Origin of the sequence: Mesorhizobium sp. 131-2-1, from assembly GCF_016756535.1 — a bacterium.
In the GTDB taxonomy this organism is placed as follows: domain Bacteria; phylum Pseudomonadota; class Alphaproteobacteria; order Rhizobiales; family Rhizobiaceae; genus Mesorhizobium.
In genome coordinates this window covers 767,403-787,124 of the sequence record NZ_AP023247.1, presented here as the reverse complement: position 1 = coordinate 787,124, position 19,722 = coordinate 767,403, and the positions used below count along the sequence as shown (strand labels likewise).

The 19,722-nt window shown below is 66.0% G+C and carries 21 protein-coding genes; 9 read left to right on the top strand and 12 right to left on the bottom strand.

The annotated features are described in order from the left end of the window. Positions 1–78 precede the first annotated feature (78 nt). Positions 79–708 carry a glutathione S-transferase family protein gene (locus JG743_RS03730; RefSeq protein WP_202298495.1) on the top strand — a complete coding sequence of 210 codons (630 nt, stop codon included), beginning with the start codon at positions 79–81 and terminating at the stop codon, positions 706–708. A 2-nt stretch (positions 709–710) separates the two neighbouring features. Here the strand turns inward: JG743_RS03730 and JG743_RS03725 are convergent, their stop codons facing one another. The 5 genes from JG743_RS03725 to JG743_RS03705 form a co-directional block, all read right to left on the bottom strand. Beyond that, positions 711–1,961, bottom strand: a complete 1,251-nt coding sequence (locus tag JG743_RS03725; protein WP_202302418.1) for an RNA polymerase sigma factor — start codon at positions 1,959–1,961, stop codon at positions 711–713. Positions 1,962–1,967: 6 nt separating this feature from the next. After that, positions 1,968–2,336, bottom strand: a complete 369-nt coding sequence (locus tag JG743_RS03720) for a YciI family protein (RefSeq protein ID WP_202298494.1) — start codon at positions 2,334–2,336, stop codon at positions 1,968–1,970. Between the two features lie 134 nt (positions 2,337–2,470). After that, positions 2,471–4,180 (bottom strand): SDR family oxidoreductase, encoded by a 1,710-nt coding sequence (locus JG743_RS03715; RefSeq protein ID WP_202298491.1) that lies wholly within the window; start codon positions 4,178–4,180, stop codon positions 2,471–2,473. A 50-nt stretch (positions 4,181–4,230) separates the two neighbouring features. After that, positions 4,231–4,683, bottom strand: coding sequence for a thiol-disulfide oxidoreductase DCC family protein (locus tag JG743_RS03710; protein WP_202298489.1), 453 nt, complete (start codon positions 4,681–4,683; stop codon positions 4,231–4,233). Between the two features lie 179 nt (positions 4,684–4,862). After that, a complete protein-coding gene (locus JG743_RS03705) occupies positions 4,863–5,009 on the bottom strand; it encodes a hypothetical protein (RefSeq protein ID WP_202298487.1) in 147 nt (48 codons plus the stop codon). A 365-nt stretch (positions 5,010–5,374) separates the two neighbouring features. Between JG743_RS03705 and ku the strand changes: the two genes are divergently transcribed. Together ku and ligD are read left to right on the top strand one after the other, a co-directional pair. Continuing rightward, entirely contained in the window at positions 5,375–6,241 is an 867-nt protein-coding gene (ku, locus tag JG743_RS03700; RefSeq protein ID WP_202298485.1) for a non-homologous end joining protein Ku, read from the top strand. 10 nt (positions 6,242–6,251) lie between these two features. Next, positions 6,252–8,771 carry a DNA ligase D gene (gene ligD / locus JG743_RS03695; protein WP_202298475.1) on the top strand — a complete coding sequence of 840 codons (2,520 nt, stop codon included), beginning with the start codon at positions 6,252–6,254 and terminating at the stop codon, positions 8,769–8,771. Between the two features lie 14 nt (positions 8,772–8,785). Here ligD and JG743_RS03690 read toward each other — a convergent pair whose 3' ends face one another. Next, positions 8,786–9,460, bottom strand: a complete 675-nt coding sequence (locus JG743_RS03690) for an ArsR/SmtB family transcription factor (RefSeq protein WP_202298473.1) — start codon at positions 9,458–9,460, stop codon at positions 8,786–8,788. 181 nt (positions 9,461–9,641) lie between these two features. Between JG743_RS03690 and JG743_RS03685 the strand changes: the two genes are divergently transcribed. After that, complete coding sequence (locus JG743_RS03685; RefSeq protein WP_202298471.1) at positions 9,642–10,010, top strand: NIPSNAP family protein; 369 nt, start codon at positions 9,642–9,644, stop codon at positions 10,008–10,010. Further along, the gene (locus JG743_RS03680) at positions 10,007–10,351 is read left to right on the top strand and encodes an antibiotic biosynthesis monooxygenase family protein (protein WP_202298469.1); all 345 of its coding nucleotides are present in this window, start codon (positions 10,007–10,009) and stop codon (positions 10,349–10,351) included. Before JG743_RS03685 ends, JG743_RS03680 begins: the two co-directional genes overlap by 4 nt. A 159-nt stretch (positions 10,352–10,510) precedes the next feature. On the opposite strand, the gene mbfA is transcribed toward JG743_RS03680, so the two are convergent. Beyond that, positions 10,511–11,494, bottom strand: coding sequence for an iron exporter MbfA (gene mbfA, locus JG743_RS03675; RefSeq protein WP_202298467.1), 984 nt, complete (start codon positions 11,492–11,494; stop codon positions 10,511–10,513). Between the two features lie 176 nt (positions 11,495–11,670). Between mbfA and JG743_RS03670 the strand changes: the two genes are divergently transcribed. Continuing rightward, the gene (locus JG743_RS03670) at positions 11,671–11,994 is read left to right on the top strand and encodes a hypothetical protein (protein ID WP_202298465.1); all 324 of its coding nucleotides are present in this window, start codon (positions 11,671–11,673) and stop codon (positions 11,992–11,994) included. A gap of 325 nt (positions 11,995–12,319) precedes the next feature. Continuing rightward, positions 12,320–13,297 carry a threonine/serine dehydratase gene (locus JG743_RS03665; protein WP_202298463.1) on the top strand — a complete coding sequence of 326 codons (978 nt, stop codon included), beginning with the start codon at positions 12,320–12,322 and terminating at the stop codon, positions 13,295–13,297. Between the two features lie 49 nt (positions 13,298–13,346). Here JG743_RS03665 and JG743_RS03660 read toward each other — a convergent pair whose 3' ends face one another. The 5 genes from JG743_RS03660 to JG743_RS03640 all read right to left on the bottom strand — a co-directional run bounded on the left by JG743_RS03660 (position 13,347) and on the right by JG743_RS03640 (position 18,191). Further along, positions 13,347–14,312: an MBL fold metallo-hydrolase gene (locus JG743_RS03660; RefSeq protein ID WP_202298461.1), complete on the bottom strand. Its 966-nt coding sequence runs from the start codon at positions 14,310–14,312 to the stop codon at positions 13,347–13,349. A 156-nt stretch (positions 14,313–14,468) separates the two neighbouring features. Then, positions 14,469–15,605, bottom strand: coding sequence for an ABC transporter permease (locus JG743_RS03655; protein ID WP_202298459.1), 1,137 nt, complete (start codon positions 15,603–15,605; stop codon positions 14,469–14,471). Further along, entirely contained in the window at positions 15,602–16,522 is a 921-nt protein-coding gene (locus tag JG743_RS03650; RefSeq protein WP_202298457.1) for an ABC transporter ATP-binding protein, read from the bottom strand. Before JG743_RS03650 ends, JG743_RS03655 begins: the two co-directional genes overlap by 4 nt. Then, the gene (locus tag JG743_RS03645) at positions 16,519–17,472 is read right to left on the bottom strand and encodes an HlyD family secretion protein (protein ID WP_202298455.1); all 954 of its coding nucleotides are present in this window, start codon (positions 17,470–17,472) and stop codon (positions 16,519–16,521) included. The genes JG743_RS03650 and JG743_RS03645 overlap by 4 nt, the downstream gene beginning before the upstream one ends. Further along, positions 17,469–18,191: a DUF1956 domain-containing protein gene (locus tag JG743_RS03640; RefSeq protein ID WP_202298453.1), complete on the bottom strand. Its 723-nt coding sequence runs from the start codon at positions 18,189–18,191 to the stop codon at positions 17,469–17,471. Before JG743_RS03640 ends, JG743_RS03645 begins: the two co-directional genes overlap by 4 nt. A gap of 103 nt (positions 18,192–18,294) precedes the next feature. Here JG743_RS03640 and JG743_RS03635 point away from each other — a divergent pair, with 103 nt between their 5' ends. After that, positions 18,295–18,768 (top strand): CYTH domain-containing protein, encoded by a 474-nt coding sequence (locus JG743_RS03635; protein WP_202298451.1) that lies wholly within the window; start codon positions 18,295–18,297, stop codon positions 18,766–18,768. Beyond that, on the top strand, positions 18,765–19,697 hold the full coding sequence (locus JG743_RS03630) for a CHAD domain-containing protein (RefSeq protein ID WP_202298442.1): 933 nt from the start codon (positions 18,765–18,767) through the stop codon (positions 19,695–19,697). The genes JG743_RS03635 and JG743_RS03630 overlap by 4 nt, the downstream gene beginning before the upstream one ends. The last annotated feature ends 25 nt before the right edge of the window (positions 19,698–19,722 follow it).

Sequence of the window (19,722 nt, the reverse complement as noted above, 5' to 3'; positions counted from 1 at the left end):
CGTCCGCGCGCCGCTTGAGCGCCGCGCGGCTTCCGGTGCAAATCTGCCCGGCCCCCTGGGGGTGGTTGGGAGAGATTCATGTACAGACTTTACACGCGCCCCGGCAGCGGCGGCTTCGTCGTCGAGGCGGCGCTGGCATTGACCGGCGCGCCATTCGACCAGATCGACGTGCCGAAGAAGGACCCGCCCGACCAGGCCTTTCTCGACATCAGCCCGTTGAACCAGGTGCCGGTCCTGACCTTGCCGGACGGCCAATCGATGACCGAATCGGCGGCGATCTGCATCCTGCTGGCCGAGCGCCATCCGGAGGCCGGGCTGGCGCCGGCGGCGGGCTCGGCCGCGCGCGCCGACTTCCTGCGCTGGATGGCCTTCATGTCGTCGGTCCTCTACCCGGCGGTGCTGCGCTTCTTTTATGCTCGTCGCTACACTGCCGACGCGGAAGGCGTGAAGGCCGTAAAAGAGGCGGCAATCACGGAGATGGATCGCGGCTTTACCGTACTCGACAAGGCCCTTGCCGGACGGGATTGGCTGGTCGGCGACACGCTCTCAATCGCCGACATCTATCTAGTCATGCTGGTAGCCTGGCATCCCGACGTCGAACGGGCTCGCACGGCCTGGCCGAATGTTGAGCGCCTGTGGGGCAAGCTGCGCGACGATGCGCTGATGCGGAAACTCAATGCATCGCACGAGATGTGGCCGGAAAACTGAACTCAGTTCCGGGTGAGGTTTGCTCGCTTTTCCTGCAGGAAACGGCGCACGGCCGGGTCTCGCTCGAGGCCAATCGCTCGATCATAGGCCTCGACAGCGTGGCTGGTGTTGCCGAGCCTGGCCAACAGGCCCGCGCGGGCAGCCCAGTAGGGCTGATAGTCATCCAGCCGCTTGTCTTCGCCCAGCACGTAGAGCGCCGCCAGTCCCGCCGCGGCACCCTCGTCCTCGGCGATCGCCACGGCGCGGTTGATCGCCACCACCGGCGAGCCGGCGACGGCCAGCAGCGCGTCGTAAAGCTGGCGGATCGCCACCCAGTCGGTGCGGCCGCCTCGGCGCCGCGCCGTGTGGGCGGATTGCACGGCCGCCTCCAGCTGGTAGCGGCCGATCAATCCCCTGGCGGCGGCGGCACCCTCGAGCAGGGTTTCCGCCTCGTCGATCAGCGTGTCGTCCCAGAGCGCGGTGTCCTGCTCGGCAAGCGGCACGAAGTCCCCTTCCGGGCTGCGCCGCGCCGCCCGCCGCGCCTCGGCAAACAGCATCAGCGCCAAAAGCCCCACCGCCTCCGGTTCCTCCGGCATCAGCGAAGCCACCAGCCGGCCGAGCCAGATGCCCTCGGTGGCGAGGTTGCGGCGCCGCGTCTCGGTGCCGGCCGGATCGGTCCAGCCCTCGGCGAAGGCGGCGTAGATCGCCTCCAGCACCGCGTCCAGCCGCTCGCCGAGCTCGGCCCGCTCCGGCACGCGGAACGGGATGCCGATCTCGCGGATGCGGGTCTTGGCGCGCACCAGGCGCTGGCCCATCGTTGCCGGCGAGACCAGGAAGGCCGAAGCGATGGCCGCCGCGTCGAAGCCGAGGACGGTCTGCAGGATCAGCGGCGCCCGCACGCTGGCCTCGATGGCCGGATGCGCGCAGGCGAACATCAGCCTCAGCCGCTCGTCCGGTAGCTCTTCGTCGGTCATGCGGGCCTCCACCTCCTCGGCGATCAGCTTGAGATGATCGCGTGCCGCCTCGCTTGTCTGTCGCCGCCGGATCGCGTCGACGCCCCGCCGGCGCGCCACCGCAAGCAGCCAGGCCTCCGGCTTTTCGGGCACGCCGGTCTGCGGCCAGCGCTCCAGCGCGGCCGCGAAAGCATCCGCAAGCGCGTCCTCGGCGCCGGCGACATCGCGCGTGCGCGCCGCAAGAAAGGCGACCAGCTTGCCGTAGCTCTGCCGGGCGGCCGCTTCCGCCGCCGCCCGAGCGATTTCCGGGCGATTGTGCATCACGGGTTAGTTCCCGGAGGGGTAGTCGCTCATTTCCCAGATCGGCCGCACCTCGATCGTGCCGGCACTGGCGCCCGGACAGCGCGCCGCCCAAGCGATTGCCGCGTCGGCGTCCGCGGCCTCGATCATGTAGAAACCGGCGAGCTGCTCCTTGGTGTCGGCGTAGGGACCGTCGAGCACATTGGTCTTGCCGTCGGCCGTCCGCACCGCGGTGGCCGACTGGGTCGGCCGCAGCCGGTCGCCGGCGAGCCACGCGCCGGATTTCTTCAATGCCTCGGTATAGGCGCCGTAGGCGGCGCTGATCTCGTAGGTCTTGTCGCTCGGCGCGGTCGCCATCGCGGCTTCGTTCGCGTAGATCAAAAGCATGTATCGCATGGTCTTCTCCCGTTTTTCGAAGGCCGCGTCGTCGCCGGCCTGATCAATGTCGCGTGGACCGGACGGATTTCGACAGGTGCTGCGAAAAAATCTTTCGTCCGCCACGGCGCCTTGCGCAAGACCGCTGGACAGGATCAGCCGGACAGGACGGCGGGCGACGGGACATCGCTGCGGCGCTGGGCGGCCGGCTCCAGCCAGCCACGGTAACGCACGATCAGCCCGGTGAGCGGGTGCGAGATCTCGACATGGAAGCGGAATCGGCCGTCTTCCACCGTTTCATAGGAGGTCGAGCGCGGGCAGAGCCACATCGGCAGCGGAAGGCCAAGCAGGCTCCAGCGGCGCAGCACCAGCGTCAGCCGGCCCTCCCCGGCGACAAGCGCCATGGCAAAAGCCAGCGGCCCGAAGCGTTCGACAAGCAACCGCTCCGAGCGTCCGCGCCCTGCAAGCTGCCGGCTCGAAAAACTGTGCGCGCCGAAGGTCCGCGTCCAGGTTTCGCCCTTGCCATCGGTGTCGAAACGCACCTTGACCGGGACATCGGCAGCGGCGCCGGGGAAGCCGACCAGCCGCGCGGCAAGCCGGCTAAGCATGCCGCCACCCCGCTCGACGCTGGCGCGTCCGTCTGCCGCCATGGTGCGGTCGTGCATGGTCTGGATTTCAGCAGGCAGCGCGGGCCAGGCATCGCCGAGCAGGGCCGGATAGAGCGGCTGGTCGTCGTCGGTATCGTCCCTGAAACCGGTGTGGATCGTCTTCGTCGCAAACAGCGCCTCATAGTCTGCGAGCTCGAGGTCGCGCACCGCCGCCCGCGCCCCAGGCGACGGCGCCTGGCCGTCGAGCGCCTTGCGGACCAGCGCCTCGACCGCCATCGACGGGATCAGCGGCCCGTCATCGCCTTCCGCGAGCAGGTGCCAGGAGTGCTTGGCCGGCCTGCCGGTCGGGTCAACCCCTTCGACCGCCACGAACATGCCGCCGCGGTGCTCGCCCCAGCTCAGCCGGTTGGTTGCCCAGTGCATGAGCGGCGCCAGCGGCGACAGCGAGCGGACCAGGCCGATGCGCACCAGCCAGGCAAGGCCGATCAGCGCGCGGTGCAGCGCCTCCGGCACCGGTCCCGCCCCCATCCAGATTGTTCTCGCCTCCGGCCACAGTGCTGCCAGGGCGCGCAGGTCCGGCACGTCGACCAGCGAAAACAGGGTGTTGCGCAGCGGCAGCCGGCCGGGCGGGGCGATCGTGCAGCGCATCTGCTCGGTCAGGGGTCGGCCCTGCTGCAGGCTGCCGTCCCGCACCAGCTGCACCGGCTGGCCGGCATAGCTGGCAATGGCGCGGATGACGTTCTCGCCGACCCCGGCAAAGGGCGACGGCGCGATGCCGCCGCGGATGCTGTCGACGTGCGCAAGGCCTATCGACAGGCGCCGCACCACCGCGGCCGTCAGCACCGGGAAGCTGGATACGCCCGACAGCACGAAAAGCCCCTGCCGTTTCGCGGTGGCGTCGAACGCCGAAACGCCGGCGACGAAGTCGGAACCGTCGGCGAGGTCGAGATAGTTCATGCGCGCCGCAATGCAGGCCTCGACCAGGCGGTAGCGTCCCGCACCGTACGCCTGGAACGGGCCACTGGCGTCGACCACGATATTAGGCATGAGCGCGCCAAGCTGCGCGGCAAGATCGCCGTCGCGGTCGAACATTGCCGGGATCAGTCGCGCGCTCGCGCCAACGCGGCTGTTGCAATAGGTTTCCGCCCTGGCAAGCGAACGCCCGGCGACGATCAGCGTCAGGCGCGGCTCACCGTCCAGAAGCTCCACGATGCGGCCGCCGAATGTGCCGTAGCCGCCGACGATGAGAAGCTTCATCCGCACACCCCCTATGCCCGCCCGCCCCGGCCTCGCCCCGGGATCATGTCCTAGCCGATCAGCCGCTCCCGCAATTCAGCCGACGGGATCTCGCAGCTGTCCTTCCTGCCGAACAGGGCATAGCGATTTTTGGCGACGCGGTCGTAGATCCAGTCGCGCAGCGGCCGCGGCAGAACGAGCAGGGCCTTCGCCGCCCGCCATGGCCAGCCAAGCTCGGCCATCACCGCGATGAAGCCGTCCAGTTGGGTGAAGGCCTCATTGTCGACCAGGGTCAGGCTGGTGTCGTAGCTGTCGGTCCGCAGCCCGTGCTTGCGGAACAGCGCCTCGCCCAGCGGCGACTGCGCCGTGGCGAAACGGAAGCGCTTCTCGCGGTCGAGCCGGACCACCGTTCGCACGAAGCCCGAGCAGAACACGCAGACGCCGTCGAAAACGATCAACGGCCGGGATGGATCATGGACTTGCGGCTGGAGAGGAGCAGGCTTCTGTTCGGGCAGGTCGGTCATGGCGGCCCCGGCAGCTGGTGTCTTCAGACACTAAGCCAGCCGGCGGCGGCGTCAAAGCCGCCGTGTTGCCGCACACCGCCGGTCGGCCAGCGCGGGACGCTCGGCGCGATAGGTGGTGGCGCGATGGTTATCGGCCGGTTTGCAGATCCGGCTGTCATGACGGCTTTCGAGGGTCATGATCAATGCGCGCTGATACCGAGCGAGTTGCCGCGGCGGGCGCAGGCCGGGCCCGGGCCGCGCATGTAATAGCGCTCCGGCCGGTAGGTCGGCGCGACGAACTCGCGGATGGCGGCGGCGTAGCCGGCGATGTGGCTCCAGAACTTCATTTTCCCTGTCCCTGTCCCGATTTCGGATGTCCCGTCCGAATTGCGGGCATCATAGCGTCGAGGCGTGAATAGTCGGTGAACGTGATGTTAATTTCTGGTCCGAAATGCCCTGGTTCGTGGCCGGATTGCGGCTGATTCGGGGTCTTTCGGAGCCATTTGTCGGCATTTCGCCCAATGTGACTTTTGCATCACATATGTTTCGCCTGAATGTCGCTTGGGCGCGGTTCTGTTTCAAACGCGGGCGCCCCCGCGAAATTTCCGTGCGCGGCCGGGAAACTCGTCTGGAAGCGGGTTGCCTCCCAAGCCCGGAACCGGAGCGGCTTCTGCCCGTTCTCGGTTGAACCGTCCTAGTCAGGGAGTTCGTCATGGCGCCGCGCCCGGCCTGGAAGGGCTACCTCAAGCTGTCGCTGGTCACTTGCGCCATCGAGCTGACCAACGTCGTCACCCACGCCGAAAAGGTCTCCTTCCGCATCCTCAACCGCAAGACCGGCAACACCGTGAAGCGCATCTATGTCGATGCCGAAACCGGCAAGCCGCTGGAGGAAGGCGACGAGATCAAGGGCTATGAGGTCGAGGACGGCGAATACATCCATATCGAGGAGGACGAGATCGAGGCCGTCCAGATCGAGTCCTCGCACACGATGAACCTCGATGGCTTCGTCGATAAAGCCTCGATCCAGCAGATCTATCTCGACACGCCCTACTATGTCTCGCCGGCCGACAAGGTGTCGGAGGAGGCCTTCGCCGTCATCCGCGACGCCATGGTGGCGAAGAAGATGGCCGGGCTCGCCCGCATCGTGCTCTACCAACGGGAGCGCCCGGTGGTGATCGAGCCGCTCGGCAGGGGCATGGTGTTGACCACGCTGCGCTACGACAACACGGTGCGCCAGCCCGACAGTGTCTTTGGCGACATCAAGCCGATCAAGACCGACGACGAGATGATCGACCTCGCCGAGCACATCATCGACAGGAAGGGAGCAAAATTCGATCCGTCGAAATTCGACGACCGCTATGAGGACGCGCTGCTCGAACTGATTCGCGCCAGGAAGGCTGGCAGGAAGGCGCCGAAGGCCAAGGCGCCGCCGAAACCCTCCAATGTCGTCAATCTCTTCGATGCGCTGAAGAAGAGCCTGAACGCGGAAGGCGCTGGCAAAGCCAGGAAGACCTCGTCGAAAACGACGGCGGCGCGGAGCAAAGCCAAAGCCTCCACCCCCAGGCGAAAATCGGCATAGGCACCGCTTCATGCCCGGTCTCGAACAATACCAAGCCAAGCGTGACTTCCGCAAAACCGCCGAGCCGGCCGGCAAGGTCGCGCCTGCCAGGAAAGGCGAGGCTGGCGGCATCTTCGTCATCCACAAGCATGCCGCGACCAGGCTGCACTACGACCTTCGCCTCGAGCATGACGGCGTGCTGTGGAGCTGGGCGGTAACGCGCGGCCCGAGCCTCGATCCGCATGAGAAGCGGCTGGCGGTGCACGTCGAGGATCACCCGATCGACTACGCGCCCTTCGAGGGCACTATCCCCGAGGGCGAGTATGGCGGTGGCACGGTCATCGTCTGGGACGAGGGCACCTGGAAGCCCGAGGGGGATCCCGCCAAGGCGATGAAGAAGGGCCATATCGGCTTCGAACTCGACGGGCACAAATTGCATGGAAGCTGGCATCTGGTGCGGCTGAAGCCACGCCCGGGGGAAAAGCGCGACAACTGGCTGCTGATCAAGGCCGACGATGCCGCCGCCCGGCCCGGCGAGGACATTCTCAAGCAAGAGCCCAAATCGGTGAAGTCCGGCCTGACCATCGAGGAGGTCGGCGAGGGCAAGACGGCCAGGGGCGCGAACCCAAAAGTCTGGCACTCCAACAAGCCGGCCACCAACAAGACAAAGACGGCGCCTGCAAAACGCCTGGACTTCATCGAGCCGCAGCTCGCCACGCTGGAGAAGGATGCGCCGTCCGGCGACGATTGGCTGCATGAAGTAAAATTCGATGGCTACCGCATGCAGGCGCAGATCGCCGGCAGCGAAGTTAGATTGCTCACCCGCGCCGGCCTCGACTGGACCGGGAAATTCGACGGTCCCGTCACCGCCGCGCTTGCCGGACTGAAGTGCCGGGATGCCATCATCGATGGCGAGATCATCGTGCTGGCCGATAGCGGCGTGTCGTCCTTCGCCTTGCTGCAGGCCGATCTTTCGGCCCGCCGCGCCGATCGCTTCGTCTACTATGTCTTCGACCTGATGCGCCTCGACGGCAAAGACCTGCGCGGCGAGCCGCTGGTCGAGCGCAAGCAGGCGCTGGCTGAACTGCTCGGCGGCCAGCCGGAAGATTCGGCGCTGCGCTTCAGCGATCATTTCCACCAGCCCGGCAAGATCATGCTGCAGCATGTCTGCCGCATGGGCCTGGAAGGCGTGGTTTCAAAACGCGCCGACGCGCCCTACCGCAGCGGCCGCGGCCTCACCTGGGTGAAATCGAAATGCACGCTGCGCCAGGAATTCGTCATCGGCGGCTATCTGCCGTCCGACAAGACCGGCCGCGGCCTGCGTTCACTGCTGGTCGGCTATCACGAGCGCGGCAAGCTGCACTATGCCGGCCGCGTCGGAACCGGTTTTTCCGGCAAGGTGGCGACGGATCTCAAGAAGCGGCTGGACGGGCTGAAGGCGGAAACCTCGCCCTTTTCCGCCGCTGTGCCCAAGGGCAAGGGCCTGGTCTGGGTCAAGCCTCAACTTGTCGGCGAAGTGGAGTTTCGCAGCTGGACCGCGGACCGTATAGTACGCCACGCCTCGTTCCAGGGGCTGCGCGAGGACAAGCCGGCGGAGGAAGTCGTGCAGGAAAAACCGAAGCGAGCCACCGGCAAGGGCCAAAGCGATGCGAGCGGCGGCAAGTCGGCGCCAAAGGCCGCCTCGACTGGAGCGGCACAGACGTCGGTGAAACTATCCCATCCCGACAAGTTGCTGTGGCCCGACGAAAAGCTCTCCAAGCAGGATCTGCTTGATCACTATGCGCTGATCTGGCCGCGCATGGAGCCGTTCGTGGTCAACCGGCCGCTCAGCCTGGTGCGGGCGCCGGACGGCATCGGTGGCCCGCGTTTCTTCCAGAAGCACGCCTCGCCCGGCATGAGCGACAAGATCGCGAGAATGAAGGATCCGGCGGATGGCGAGGAGATCCTGTTCATCAAGGATTTCGACGGGCTTGCCGCGCTGGTCCAGTACGGCGTGGTCGAAGTCCATATCTGGGGCTCGACCGTCGACGCGCTGGAGAAGCCCGACCAGATCATCTTCGACCTCGATCCCGACGAAGGCGTCGACGTCAGGGCGGTGCGCGAGGCGGCGCTCGACATCCACAAGCAGCTGGACGAGCTGTCGTTGCCCAATTTGGTCAAGACCTCCGGCGGCAAGGGCTATCATGTGCTGGTGCCGCTAAAGCCGTCGGCCGACTGGGACGAGGTCAAGGACTTCGCCCATGATTTCGCCCGCGCGCTGGAGCAGGCCGCGCCCGACCTCTACACGGCGACGCTGTCGAAGAAGGCGCGCACCGGAAAGACATTCGTCGACTATCTGCGCAACGGCCGCGGCTCGACGACGGTCGCGCCCTATTCCTCGCGCGCCAAGAAGGGCGCCACGGTGTCGATGCCGGTGACCTGGTCCGAGCTCGAGAAGGGTCTGGCGCCGAATGCCTTTCCGCTCGGCGATGAAACGACGCTCGAGCAATTGAAGAAGGCCGATCCGTGGAAGGATTTCTTCAAGCTCGGCAAGCCGTTGAAACGCGGCTGATCAGGGAAGGCGCATCAGGCGAGAAACACCTTCTCGAACGCCTGCCTGCCCGGTGGCGAAAACACCACGGCGCGGCTGTCCTTTTCGCGCCGGGCCCATTTCTCGGCGATGATCTTGTCGAGGATGGCGGCGCCCAGCGTGCCGGCGAGGTGCGAGCGTCTGACGCTCCAGTCGAGACAGGCGCGGCAGACAGGCCTTCGCGCCTTGGCCGCGACATCGATGCCGAGCGCCGAAAAATGCGCGGCGCCTGACGGCGCCAAGCGGATCTCGTTGTCCTCGCGCAGCAGCACCTTCCTGTCGACGAGGCGGTCGAGCATCGCCACCGCCTGCTCGCCGGCGAGATGGTCGTAGCAGACCCGCGCCACCCGCATCGCCGCGTCGCGCGGGCCCGGCCGCACCCGCTTTGGCCCGACCGCTTCCGCGACGCCGATGATCGCCTCGATCATGCCGGCCACTTGCGACCCGGCAAGCCCGTAGTAGCGGTGCCGGCCCTGGCTGGCCAGCGTCAGCAATCCACCCTCCATAAGCTTCGACAGATGCGAGGAGGCGGTGGGCAGCGACACGCCGGCCTCCAGCGCCAGCTCCGATGCGGTCAATGCCGTGCCGCCCATCAGCGCGGTGAGCATGCTGGCGCGGGCCGGATCGCCGACCAGGCTGGCGATGCGGGCAATGTCCGGTCCTTCACGCATAGTTTCATCTCCATCGAAGCATTCTGGCCAAGAATGCACTATTCTCGGTTCAGCTCAAGGAGCGGACGACGATGCAAGCGCCCACTCCTGACATGAAGCTGACTAGCACGCAGACGGAAGCGATGTTTCGACCGCGCTCGAACTGTCGCCGCCGCAAACCTGAGCCGACGAGGAGACGACCATGACCATCACCTGCTTCATCCGCTACGAGATCGACCCGTTCGGCAAGGCGGCGTTCGAGCAGTATGCCCGCGCCTGGGGCCAGGCCATCCCGCGCTGCGGCGCCGACCTGATCGGCTATTTCGCGCCGCATGAGGGTTCGGCCACCACGGCCTATGCCGCCTACAACATCGAGAACCTCGCGGCCTACGAAGCCTACCGCGCCCGGCTTGCCGCCGACCCGGCCGGCAAGGCAAATTACGAGTTCGCGCGTCGCGAAAGATTCATCCTCAAGGAGGACCGCATCTTCCTGAAGCAGGTGTCGGGTCCGCATGGGCCGCGGCAGATGTTTCGGACCGACGTCATTGTCAAGGAAGGGATAGAGGCATGATCGCCGTCATCTTCGAGGTCCAGCCGGCCGAGGGAAAACGCGACGCCTATCTCGGCATCGCGGCGCAGCTCCGGCCGCTGCTCGACGGCATCGACGGCTTCATCTCGATCGAGCGGTTTCAGAGCCTCGCCGATCCGGACCGCATCCTGTCGCTGTCCTTCTGGCGCGACGAGGAGGCGGTGAAGGCCTGGCGCAACACCGAGGAGCACCGGCAGGCGCAGCAGGCCGGCCGCGGCGGCATCTTTGCCGGCTATCGTCTGCGCATCGCCCACGTCGTGCGCGACTACGGCCTCACCGAAAGGGCCGAGGCGCCTGAGGACAGCAGGGCGGTGAATGGATAAAGCTCCCCCTTCTCCCCCTGTGGGAGAAGGTGTCGCCGAAGGCGACGGATGAGGGGTGTTCCAGGGAACGCCAACGCCTCACTCCGCTCGAACACCCCTCATCCGTCTCGGCGCTGCGCGCCGATCCACCTTCTCCACAAGGGGAGAAGGGGAGTCGCGCTACGCATTCCCGATCAGCACGCCGGCCGCGAACACCAGCGCCCCGCCCAGCACGACCTGGAAGGCGGCGCGCCAGAACGGTGTCTGCATGTAGCGGTTCTGCACGAAGGCGATCGCCCACAATTCGAAGAACACCACCACGGCGGCGACCGCCGTTGCCGTCCAGAAGAACGGGATGAGATAAGGCAGCGCATGGCCGAGACCGCCGAGCGTCGTCATGATGCCGACGGTCAGTCCGCGTTTCAGCGGCGAGCCGCGGCCCGACAGCTTGCCGTCGTCGGAAGCGACTTCGGTGAAGCCCATCGAGATGCCGGCGCCGATCGAAGCGGCCAGCCCGACCAGGAAGGTCTGGAACGTGTCGTGCGTGGCGAAGGCCGCGGCGAAGATCGGCGCCAGCGTCGACACCGAACCGTCCATCAGCCCGGCCAGTCCCGGCTGCACATAGGTGAGGATGAACTGGCGTTGCTCGGCCGTCGCCTCCTCGGCCTTGACCTCGCCCGGAACATGTTTCTGCTCCAGTTCGTGCGCCGAGCTCTCGTGGCCCTGCTCGGCCACGGCCAGCTCGTCGAGCAGTTTGCGGGTTGAGGCATCGGTTGTGCGCTTGGCGGCCTCGACATAGAAGCGATAGGCCTGCTGCTCCATCGCTTCGGCCTGCCGGCGCACGGCCTCGACGCCGAGCGGCCTGACCAGCCAGTCGGGCTTGCGCTCGTAATAGCCCCTGACATGCTCGCGCCGGATCAGCGGAATGCGCTCGCCGAAACGCTTGCGATAGAGCTCGATCAGCGAATCGCGGTGGCCGTCCTCTTCCTCCGCCATCGCCTCGAACACCTTGGCCGATTGCGGGAAGTCTTGCGCCAGTCCGTCGGCATAGGCGCGGTAGATGCGCCCGTCATCTTCCTCCGACGATATGGCCAGCGCCAGGATCTCCTGCTCGCTGAGCGAATCGAAGGAACGGCGGCCGAAGCCGAAAACACGCGAAAGCATGAGGAAATCACCCTAGATTAGAATTGTTCTAAACTATGGTTTGACCCGCGGCCGGTCAATCGCGCATCGCCTGCGGATACAAAATTTGTTGATCCGGGATTTGCCTGCAAGGACTTCATTATCGGTAAACGTTCACCTATATGGCCAAGCCTAGGCCAAGAGAAAGGAATTCCCGGATGCCGACAAAAGAGCATGCACACGCCTTTGACCCGAAGCCCGTCCTCGATCTCATCGCCAGCATCGAGGCCGACCTGCAGCGCCTGAAAGGCCTGGTCGACCAGCAGGTCGAGAAATTCGATCCCGCCAATCCGCACAACAAGGCTCCGGACGGCAAGCTGACCGAAGAGGGCGTCGAGTGCTGCTACCGCATGTTCGACGACGGCAAGTCGCGCTATTCGGTCGCCCAGCAGATGAAGATCTCGTTCGCCGCCGCCACTCACCGCTTCAACGCCTGGCGCAAGCTCGGCGGCAGCAAAAGGCAAAGGACGTTGTTGGGGTGAGGTGCTTTCCTTCGCTTCGTCATCCTCGGGCTTGACCCGAGGATCCATGCCGTGACCTCGATCAAAGGACGCAGCGGCCCAGAACAAGCGTCTCAATCCGCTGTAAATGCTGCCCAATTCTGACCTGCTTTTGCACGTCACGGACATCACGGCATGGATTCTAGGGCCTGCGCGCGTCGCTTCGCTCCTTGCTCCGCCCTAGAATGACGAAGGTGACGGCTGCCGGCGCCATCATCACCAACCTTGTAACCATCACATTTTTTCGTTGGCGCGCCGGGACAATTTCCGTGCACCATGGGCGGTCATTTTCCGCAAGGCCACGCCCATGACCGTCCCTCCCGGCATCGCCGATATCCGCCGCGCCGCCGCGCGCCTCTCCGGCCTCATCGTCGAGACGCCGCTGATCGAATCGCCGGAGCTGAACAAGCGCTATGGCGGCCGCATCCTGTTCAAGCCGGAGACGCTGCAGCGCACCGGCTCGTTCAAGTTCCGCGGCGCCTACAACAAGCTGTCGTCGCTGAGCGAGGAGGAGCGCGGCCGTGGCGTCGTTGCCTTCTCCTCGGGCAATCATGCGCAGGGCGTCGCCGCTTCCGCCGCGATGTTCGGCGTCAAGGCGGTCATCGCCATGCCGGCCGACGCGCCGGCGATGAAGATCGGCAACGTCCGCAAGATGGGCGCCGAGGTGGTTCCGTTCGACCGCTTTCGCGATGACCGCATGACGGTGGTCCGTCCCTGGCTGGAAAAGGGCATGGCGCTGGTGCCGCCCTTCGACGATCCGGCCATCATCGCCGGCCAGGGCACGATCGGCCTCGAGTTGATGACCCAGGCCAAGGCTCTCGGCCTGCATCTCGACGCGGTCGTCATCCCCTGCGGCGGTGGCGGACTGTCGAGCGGCATTTCCGTTGCCGTCAAGGATGCCTCGCCGGACACCGCCGTGTGGGCGGCAGAGCCGGAATATTTCGACGACACCCGCCGCTCGCTGGCCAAGGGCGAAAGGGTCGCCAACGAGCCCGGCCACAACTCGATCTGCGACGCCATCCTCACCGCCGAGCCCGGCGTCATCACCTTCGAGATCAACCGCAAAAACCTCGCCGGCGCCGTCGCCGTGTCCGACAAGGCGACCGCCCAGGCGATGCGCGACGCCATGGCGTTTCTCAAGCTGGTGGTCGAGCCCGGCGGCTGCGTTGCGCTCGCGGCACTTGGGTCGGGCGAGATCGATCTCGCCGGCAAATGCGTCGCCGTCGTGCTCTCCGGCGGCAATGTCGATTTCGGCACCTATGCGGAAATCCTGGCGGCGGCGTGAGGTAGCGGCGGGTCCCGAGGCGTTGGGCTGCCAGCTCGGTCCAAGGGCGTCAAAGTACGAACGTTTTGCCGACCACTGATGGCACGACCCTCTCGCCATAGGCAGCCGCAAGTGCGCTCACCGCGCGCCAACCCGTGCAATGCCCGGGCGATATCAGTTGTAGGTCAAACTCGGCCAGTGCTTCGACCGTCTCCGGGATGATCGACTCGGTGATTCCAGATAGGTGGAAGCCGCCAAAAACGCCGTAGAGCGGGATATCCGGAAACCGTGCCCGGGCGTGCGTCAGAACGTTGATCAGGCCGGCGTGTGAGCAGGCGGTGAAGACGACTTGCCCCTTGCCGGCCACGTTGATCGCCACGAAACGCTCGTCCGGCATGACTTCGTCCAGCTCCCAACTGCCTGCTGTGGTCTGGCGATACTGGCCGGGGAAGCCGCGCTCGAACCGGGTCACACGAGGGATTTCACCGCTGATGGAAAACGTCTCGTCAAAAAGCAGTTGCTCGTCGCGGGTAACGATGACGTCGGCGCCGCTTCCGGACAGGACCTCCACGCTCGGCACAAGTTCCATCGGCCGAAATTGCCCATCGCCGGATTTGGTCGCCCGCAAGGCGAACATATCGGGATGCATGTAGGTCGGGACGGGCTGCCCGCCATTGCCCATGGCGATCATCTGCAGGGCGCGCGGCATCGCACCGGCATGATCCCAGTGACCGTGCGACAGCATCACCGCGTCGACCTCACCGAGATCGACGCCGAGCCTGACCGCGTTGCGCTCGAACACCCACTCCTCGGGCCCGGTGTCGAACAGGAGCGTGCGGCTGGCGGCCGCGGTGCGGGCGGTGATCAGGCAGGAAAGCCCATGCGCGGCGCAGCACAGGCATTTCCCGGACAGCCATGGCATTCCGCGACGGCGAAGGCGGGCGAACTCGGTTTCGACGAAGCCAGGGTTCGAAGAAAGGCTGTCCGTCGTATTGTCGACGAGAAAGATGACCTCTGCCGTATCGACGACCCGCATGGGACCAGTCCGCCTGATGAGACCACCACTCTATCGCATTCGAGTGCCCGGAACAGCTCCGACAAGCATCCGCAGCCCATGCTTGCCGGACGCTCTAAATCTTTGTTTCTACGCAATTCCGGACGGAAAACCGTTACACACTTTCCTGGAATTGCTCTAGTCCAGCGTCCGCCTGAAGCGCACCAGCGCGACGCCGGCGAACAGCGCCACGAACAGCACCAGCCAGCCGATCTCGGTCGCCACCGCCGGCAGCTCGGCGCCCTTCAGCATCACCGCGCGGATGATGCGCAGGAAATGCGTCAGCGGCAGGATCTCGCCGAACAGCTGCGCCCAGCCTGGCATGCCGCGATAGGGGAACATGAAGCCCGACAGCATGATCGAGGGCAGGAAGAAGAAGAAAGTGAGCTGCAGCGCCTGCATCTGCGTGCGGGCGATCGTCGAGATCGTGTAGCCGAGCAGCACCAGCGCCAGCACGAAGATCAGCACCGCGCTCAACAGCAGCGAGATCGACCCGGTGAAGGGGATGGTGAACAAGAGCTTCGCCGCCGCCAGCACCACCACCACCTGCACGGCGCCGACCACCAGATAGGGCAGCACCTTGCCCATCATGATCTCCAGCGGGCTGGAGGGCATGGCGAGCAGGTTTTCCATCGTGCCGCGCTCGGTCTCGCGCGTCAGCGCGATCGAGGTCATCATCACCATCGTCATCTGCAGGATGACGCCGAGCAGGCCGGGCACGATGTTGTATTGCGAGATGCCTTCCGGATTGTAGCGGCGGTGCACCACCACTTCGAGCTGGCCCTTGGCCGTTTCCGCGGCCGCCTCCTGCATGCCGCGCGCCCGAAGCAGTGCCTGGTTGGCCACCGTGCCCAGCGTCGAGATGGCGCCGCTGGCCACCGCCGGGTCGGTGGCGTCGGCCTCGATCAGGATCTGCGGATTGTCGCCACGCTCGACCCGACGGGCGAAGTCGGCGGGGATGGTGACGACGAAGGCGACGTCGCCGCGCGACATCAGGAATTCGGCCTCCGCGGCACTTTGCGCGACATGGTCGAAGCGGTAGTAGCCGGTGGTCTGCAGCGCCGAAACCATGGCGCGCGTGTAGGGATCGCTGCTCGTGGCCACGAGGGCGGCCGGCAGGCTCTTCGGGTCGTTGTTGATGGCATAGCCGAACAGCACCAGCTGCATCAGCGGCACGCCCAGCATCATGGCGAAGGTGATGCGGTCGCGCCGCATCTGGATGAACTCCTTGATCAGCAGCGCGCCGAGCCTGGCGAAGGAGAAGACCGCGTTCATGCCATATTGTCCTTCGAGCCGGACATGAACTGGATGAAGACGTCCTCGAGGCTGGTCTCGCCCGGCATCACGGTCACGCCCTTGTGCTCCTTCTCGACATCGGCGAGCGCCGCCTCAAGCACCGCCTTGTCGGAACCCACCACATGCAGCGTCGCGCCGAACGGCGCCACCTGGTCGACGCCCGGGCGTCCCTGCAGCGCCTCCGCGACCTGGTCGAGGCGCGGCCCCTGCACGACAAAGGTGGTGAGCCCGGCATTCTTCACCACCTCGTCCACCGTGCCGGTGGCCAGCATCTTGCCGTAGGAGATGTAGCTGATGCGGTGGCAGCGCTCGGCCTCGTCCATGTAATGGGTGGAGACCAGCACGGTCAGGCCGCCGCTCGCCAGCCGGTGGATCTCGTCCCAGAATTCGCGCCTTGCCTTGGGGTCGACGCCCGCCGTCGGCTCGTCGAGCAGCAGCAGCTTCGGCTTGTGCATGATGCAGGCGGCCAGCGCCAGCCGTTGCTTCCAGCCGCCCGACAGCGTGCCGGCGAGCTGGTTGCGCCGCGTCGTCAGGCCAAGCTCCTCCAGCGTCCGCGCCACATGCTCCTCGACCGGTCTTAGCTTATAAAGTCGCGCTACGAATTCGAGGTTCTCGCCGATCGTCAGGTCCTCGTAGAACGAGAATTTCTGCGTCATGTAGCCGACTTCGCGCTTGATCCTGAGACTGTCGGTACGGATGTCGAAGCCGAGCACCGTGCCTTCGCCCTCGTCAGGCGTGAGCAGGCCGCACATGATACGGATCGTCGTCGTCTTGCCCGAGCCGTTAGGCCCGAGGAAGCCGACGATCTCACCCTCGGCCACCGTCATCGTCACATGGTCGACGACGGTCTTGTTGCCGAAGCGCTTGACCAGACCGTGGACGTCGATGACGTTCATTTTCCAACATCCGCAAGGTCGACGTCGACGATCTGCCCGGGCTGCAGCGAGCTGGCATCGCCCTCCGGCCGCGCCTCGACCAGAAACACCAGCTTCTGCCGGTTCTCGAGCGAATAGATCACCGGCGGCGTGAATTCCGGATCCGGCGATACGTAGCTGATGCGCGCCTTCAGATTGGGCCCGCAGCCGTCGCAATGGACGTTGAGCAGTGCGCCGACCTTGACCGAGGAGAAGGCGCTTTCCGGCACATAAACGCTGAGCTTCACGGCGCCGTCCGGCAGCATCGAGACGACCGGCGCGGTCGGGCCGGCGGTGTCGCCCGCATTGCGGATCACGTCGTTGACGCGGCCGGGCGAGGGCGCCGTCAGCACGCGCTTGGACAGCCGCCACTGAGCCTGTTCCAGCGCCGATTGCGCCTGCTGGACCTGGTTGTCGGCGGCCTTGATCGTCTCCGGCCGCGCCGGCAGTCCGCCGACGGCGAGGTTGGCCTCGGCCTGGCCGACCTGCGCGTTGGCGGTCTCCAGCGCGGCCGACGCCGTGTCGTAGTCGGCCTGCGTGCCGGTGCCGCGCTTGTAGAGGTCGCTGGCCCGGTCATACCGGCGCTTGGCGTCGGCGGCTTGCGCCCTGGCCATGTCGACTTGCGCCTTGAGCACGGCGATCTCTTCGGGGCGCTTGCCCACTTGCAGGTCGGCAAGCTGCGCCTGCGCCTGCGCAAGTGCCGCCTCGGCCTGCGCGACGGCGATCTTGGCGTCGGCGCTCTCCAGCGTCACCACCGTCGCGCCCGGCGCAACGCGGTCGCCGCGCCTGACCGCAACCGTCTCCACCTGCGCCACCTCGATCGGCGCCAGCAGCACATAGTCGCCCTCGACATAGCCGACGGCCAGCGGTGCCGCCGGCGCGCAGGCGCCAAACAGCTGGGCGGCAAGCGGCAGCGAACAGAGAAAGCTCATGATTTGCCCTCCTTGCGGGCGGCCTTGGTGCCGGCGGCCATATCTCTCGCGGCGAGAATTGCGCTGAGATTGTCCGAGACGATCGCCACCACCTTGGCCGCCTCGGCCTCGCCGATCTCGCGCCAGCCCATCCGGCGCATCACAGCCTCGCGGCCGATGCGGAAATAGATCACCTGGCCGATCAGCGTGAACACGGTGAGCCGGGTGCGCTCGCTTTCGGCCGGTTCGCCCGTCGCCTGCTCCCAGATCATGCACAGCCTGCGATGCGTCGGCTCGAACACACCGGCATAGATACGGTCGAGCGCGGCGGTCGGGTGGGAAAGCTCTCGAAGTACGAATTGTACGATCTCTCCGGCCTGCGGGCTTGCAACGATGAAGGCCACCATCCGCTCCAGCGCCGCGAAGAGCTGCGCCCGTGCCGCCTCCGCGCCCGCCGGTGCCGCGCCGATGGCCTGGCTTCCAAGTGCTTGTCCGGCGATCGTCTGGATGGTGTCGACGATGTAGTCGGCGGCGGCGGCGCGCAACCCTTCCTTGCCGCCGAAATGATAGGCGATGGAGCCGATATTGGCCTTGGCCTCCGCCGCGATCTCCCGCGTCGAGGTGCCGTCGAAGCCTTGCCGGCCGAACAGCTTCAGCGCCGCATGCACAAGCGCGGCGCGCGTTTGCTCGGCGGGAGAGGCTTCGCGAAGGGAAGGTTTGACGTTCGTTTTCTTGCTCATACCACTCATTTAATCAATCGATTGATTAAAGTCAATTTGAATCTCAGCTTCGGCCTCAGCTTCGGCTTGCCATGTCCCTTCGCGCACGCTTTAGTGCGCGGCCATGGGCAAGGAAGTCGAACGCAAATTCCTGGTCTCCAGCGCCGCCTGGCGCGACCTGGTCGAGGCGGATATCCGCATCCGGCAATTCTACCTTGCCGCGGCGCCCGGCCGCACGGTTCGCGTGCGCATCAGCGACGGCGTTTCGGCCCAGCTGACGCTGAAGTTCGGCAGCAAGGCGCGCGAGCGCGACGAGTTCGAGTATCCAATCCCGCTTGCGGAAGCGCAGGAGATGCAGGCCTTCGCCATCGGACGTGTCATCGAGAAGACACGCCACCATGTTAGGCATAGCGGCTATCTCTACGAAGTCGATGTCTTCGGCGGACTGCTGACGGGGCTGGTGGTTGCCGAGCTCGAGACGCCGGAAGACGTGCCGGACGAAATGCTGCCTGATTGGCTCGGCCGTGAAATCACCGGCGAGTCGAGATTCTACAACGCGTCGCTCGCCCTTGGGGGGATTCCGGAGATCGCCGCATGAGTTTTCGCATCGATCCGCGCCTGCCGCTGACCGGCGAGGTCAGGCGCATCCTGGCCGACGAAGTCGGCAAGGCGCTCGCCCATCTCGAGATGGCGCGCGAGAAGCCCGAGCAGGGGCTGCACAAATGCCGCAAGCGACTGAAGAGCGTGCGCGCCCTGCTGCGCCTGGTCCGTACCGGTGACGAAACATTCTGCGCGACAGAAAATGAATGTTACAAACAGGTGTCGGCGCTGCTTGCCGGTCCCCGTGAGGCGACCGCGCTGATCGAGACCATCGACCGCCTGGCGGCAAGCTTCCCGGAGCAGAGCGCCGGCGGCGGCCTTGATGCCGTCCGCGACCGGCTGGTGATGCGCCAGCATGAAATGCATGCCGGCGCCGGCCTCGATGCCGCGATCAGTGCTGCGGCTGCCGCTTGCCGGGAAGGCCTCGGCCATATCGACAGGCTCTCCCTGCCCGACCAGCCCGAGCAGGCGGCCGACATTCTCGCCGAGGGCGCCCGCGTCACCTTGCGACGGGCACGCAAAGCGCTGGACAAGGCGGGCTCGCGCGGCGCGGCCAACGATTTCCACGACCTGCGCAAGGCCGCCAAGACCCACAGCATGCACCTGTCGCTGCTCGGCCGGCTGTGGCCGACGCCGATCAAGGCCCGCCGCAAGGCGGTCGATTCGCTCGGCGAACGGCTGGGCGAACTCCACGATGTTTTCGTCATGCGTGCGTTGCTCGATGCCAACGGCGAACCACTCGGGCCGCCAGAGGACACAAAGCTGCTCGCCAAGCTCTTGAAGCGTTCGGAAAAGAGCCTGCGGAAGTCATGCCTCGCCGAGGCCGCCGAACTGTTCGGCGACAGCCCCAAGCGGTCGACCAGGAAGCTCGCCCGCAAGGCGCGCGACGACCTTGCCGGTGCCCAGGAAGATCTGGCCGCCGGCTGACGGGCGCGGCTGGCGTCCCCCCGCC